General features: G+C 34.2%; 1 protein-coding gene. It reads right to left on the minus strand.

The window, feature by feature from the left end; all coding sequences use genetic code 11:
• Window positions 1-267 precede the first annotated feature (267 nt).
• Window positions 268-3,830: Cna B-type domain-containing protein (locus tag MBBTH_RS10785; RefSeq protein WP_116593039.1), on the minus strand; the 3,563-nt coding region annotated here is incomplete at its 5' end.

A 3,830-nucleotide genomic window follows, 5' to 3' on the forward strand; every position in this document is an offset into this window, starting at 1 on the left:
AAAAATAGTTGATTTTCACAGTTAAATATTAAATATTCAATAGTTTAATTGTTAAATTTGATATTTGTTGCGATAAGTTGTTTTTTAATTATATAAAAAATAAATTTGGTGAATTTTTAAAATTCACTCCATATCCATTGGAAATTTTAAGTAATATCCATTTTAGTGATTAGTATTAATATAATTAACTAATATCGGACACTCCCGAAATTAAATTTTTGATAAAAAAATAAAAAATTATGGGAAAATTGATTTCCCATAACAAGCTTAAAGTTTTCTTCTTAAAGTCACACCAACTATTGCGAGTAATGACAAGACAACCATTACTACAGGATTACCAGTAGGATGCATTTTTGGAGGACCCGGTGGTTGATCATTTACAACAGTGATAGTAGCACTATCGTTGTTGTTGTCCGGATTGCTATCGGTTTCGTTACAGGTTACGCTAGCGAAATTAGTAATTGTTCCGACTTCAGCGGTTACATTACAGTAAATTTCGATAGTTGCGCTTTCACCTTTAGCCAATTCACCGATATCCCATTTTCCAGTTGAAGCATCATATGAGCCTTTAGAGGCTACAAATCTGATGAATTTGACTCCTGATGGTAAAACATCAGTCACAACAACTCCAGTTGCAGTGCTTGGACCATAATTAATTACAGTAATAGTCCAATGCATTTCTTCTCCTTTGTGATATACTGATTTGTCAGCATATTTGTTAAGGGCTAAGTCAACAATTGGAATTGCTTCGGTAGTGTCGTTTGCCTTGTTATTTGTGTAGTCATGCTCTTTGGTTGTAGTATTGACTGAAACAGGGTTAGTGATTATTCCTTCACGAACAACTTTGGTTGTAAGTTTAAGTGTTGCACTAGCACCGCTTGCAAGTGAGCCAACTGTCCATTCATAAGTGTTCATGTTGAATGAGCCTTTAGTCACTTTAGCGCCTAATACTTTTAAACCTTTAGGTAATTGATCTGAAACTTTAACATTCTTAGCTGTAGATGGACCGTTGTTTTTGACTTTAATTGTCCAAATTACGTTTTCACCAATGTAAACTTTTTCAAAGTTTACAACTTTAGTGATTTCGACATCACAAATCGGTTTAACAACAGTAGTGTTATTAGCCTTATTGTTAGTGTAATTTGTTTCATTGGTAGTAGTATTTACAACAACAACGTTTATGATGGAACCTTCTTTTACAGCTTGGGTAACTAAAACAAGGAATACAGAAGTGTTATTTTCAACATCACCAATACTCCAAATTCCAGTATTCTTATTGAAGGTGCCCACAGATGGAGTTGCTCTAATAACTTTTAATCCAACAGGGACATTATCTTTAACTACAACATCCTTAGCAGTGTTTGGGCCGTAGTTAATAACAGTTATAGTCCATTCAACAAATTCATTAAGGTAAACACTTGTAGCATTAACAGATTTAAAGATTGCTAAATCACAAAGCGGTTGAACATCGATAGTACAGTTAACAGTTTTGTTAGTGCCGTTAGGTCCGATTACAGTAGCATTGTTTGTTAAATTACCAAGAACATTGGCCCTTGCTTTAACAGTAATTATAGCAGGGACGTCAACAGTAATATTGGTAATTTTCCAAGTTACAACTTGACCGGTTTGATCAACGGTAGCATTTTGAACAATACCTGCACCAGTGATGCTTACAGTTTCAATATACTCTAAACCTTCAGGTAAACTATCTTCAACAGTTAAAGTTTCAATGTATGTCACATCACCGACATTAATGATGGTAATGTTATACAAGACGTACTCTTTATAGAATGGAGTAGTGTTATTAACTGTTTTGTTAATATCAGGAATGTCAAAGACGACAACTGTAGCGTTATCGTAGTTGTTTTCGTAATTCCACTCAGTCTCATTAGAAGTAACATTCGCATGATTTGTAAATGTACCTTCAGCTTTAGCAACTGAAGTAATAGTCAAGGTCACACTAGTACCGTTAGCCATGTCACCAATAGTCCAAATACCAGTACTCATATCATAGGTTGTACCTTCAGTAGCATTATAACCAACTAAAATAAATCCAGCTGGTGGGAAGGTATCATTCAATACAACGTTAGTAGCGTTAGTACCATTAGCAGCATTAGACACAACAATAGTCCAGACAACAGTATCGTCAACGAAATGACTTGAATTGTCAACAGTTTTAACAACAGATACGTCAACAATAGGAACCACTGTAACTGGAATGCCAACAGTCATGTTAGTACCGTTACGTAAAATAACAGTCTCATTGTTATATTGAGTGTAAAGAGCGTGAGCCCAAACCACAATTTCGATAATTGCAGTTGTATTAGGATCAATATTAGTAATCACCCAAGTAACATTGTTACCATTTACGGTAGCATTTGAAACAACTGTAGCGTTGTAAACACCAATTGTTCTGATATAGTAGAATCCTTCAGGCAAAGTATCAATAACTGTAATATTTTGAGTGTAAGTGTAAGCACCAATATTGGAAACAGTCAGGTTGTAAGTAATATTACTATTATAGTATGTTACGTTTACATCTTCTGTTTTGTTTATTGGGAAGCTAACAACGACAACAGTAGCGTTATCATAGTTGTTATCATAATTCCACTCAGTATCATTACAGGTTACATTCGCATGATTTGTAAATGTACCGTTCTGTTTAGCAACTGAAGTAATAGTCAAGGTCACACTAGTACCGTTAGCCATGTCACCAATAGTCCAAATACCAGTACTCATATCATAGGTTGTACCTTCGGTAGCATTATAACCAACTAAAATAAATCCAGCTGGTGGGAAGGTATCATTCAATACGACATTAGTAGCGTTAGTACCATTAGCAGCATTAGACACAGTAATAGTCCAAACAACAATATCATCAACGAAATGGTTTGGATTATCAACAGTTTTAACAACAGACACATCAACACGAGGTACAACTTCAACAGTAGCATTAACAGTATCATTAAATCCATTAGGGCCGATTAAGGTAACATTGTTAGTCAAATTACCAATATCATAAGTGCCGACTAAAACAAAGATTATGGCCGGAACATTTGGATCAATATCAGTAATTATCCAAGTAACAGTCCTAGTTACATTATCATAAATGCCCTCTTGAATAACCCGTGCACCAGTGATGTCAACAGTCTTATTGTAATCTAAACCATAAGGCAAACTATCAATAATAGTTAAAGTCTCATTGTAAATACCGGTTCCAATGTTAGTAATTGTAATGTTATAAAGAACAAAGTCGTGGTAGAACACTTTAGTCTCATTAGCAGTCTTATTAACTTTAGGAACATAAGTGTTGTTAACTGTCCAGTTGTATGGAGTGCTGTTAGTAATTACAGTAGTATAACCTGGAACACCAACATTGACTTCATCAATGGAATAGTTAATCAGTGTACCATTATTTTTAAACTTATCTAAACCTACAAAAGTGTAAGTCCAGTTATTATAAGTGTTTAAAATAACAGTCCTAATACTTTCACCATCAGCAAGTAAAACAACTGTGACATTTGCAGGTCTCTTACCACTTACATTATTACCATCATTCCAAACTTTAACGACTGTAACGTTAATCAAATTAATTTCGTGAGTATTGTTAATTATAAAACCATCATTATCTCCAGTAATATTAACAGTATAATTAATCACTTCGGTCTCGTTAACACGATAAACGATCTCAGTACCATTATCCCTGAACTTATCTAAACCTACAAAAGTATGAGTCCAATTATTAGAATCACTCAAAGTAACATTCATAATGTTCACATCATCAGCAAACAATAAAACAGTCACATTAGCAGGTCTGACACCATCCTGGT

Source organism: Methanobrevibacter thaueri, assembly GCF_003111625.1.
Lineage (GTDB): Archaea > Methanobacteriota > Methanobacteria > Methanobacteriales > Methanobacteriaceae > Methanocatella > Methanocatella thaueri.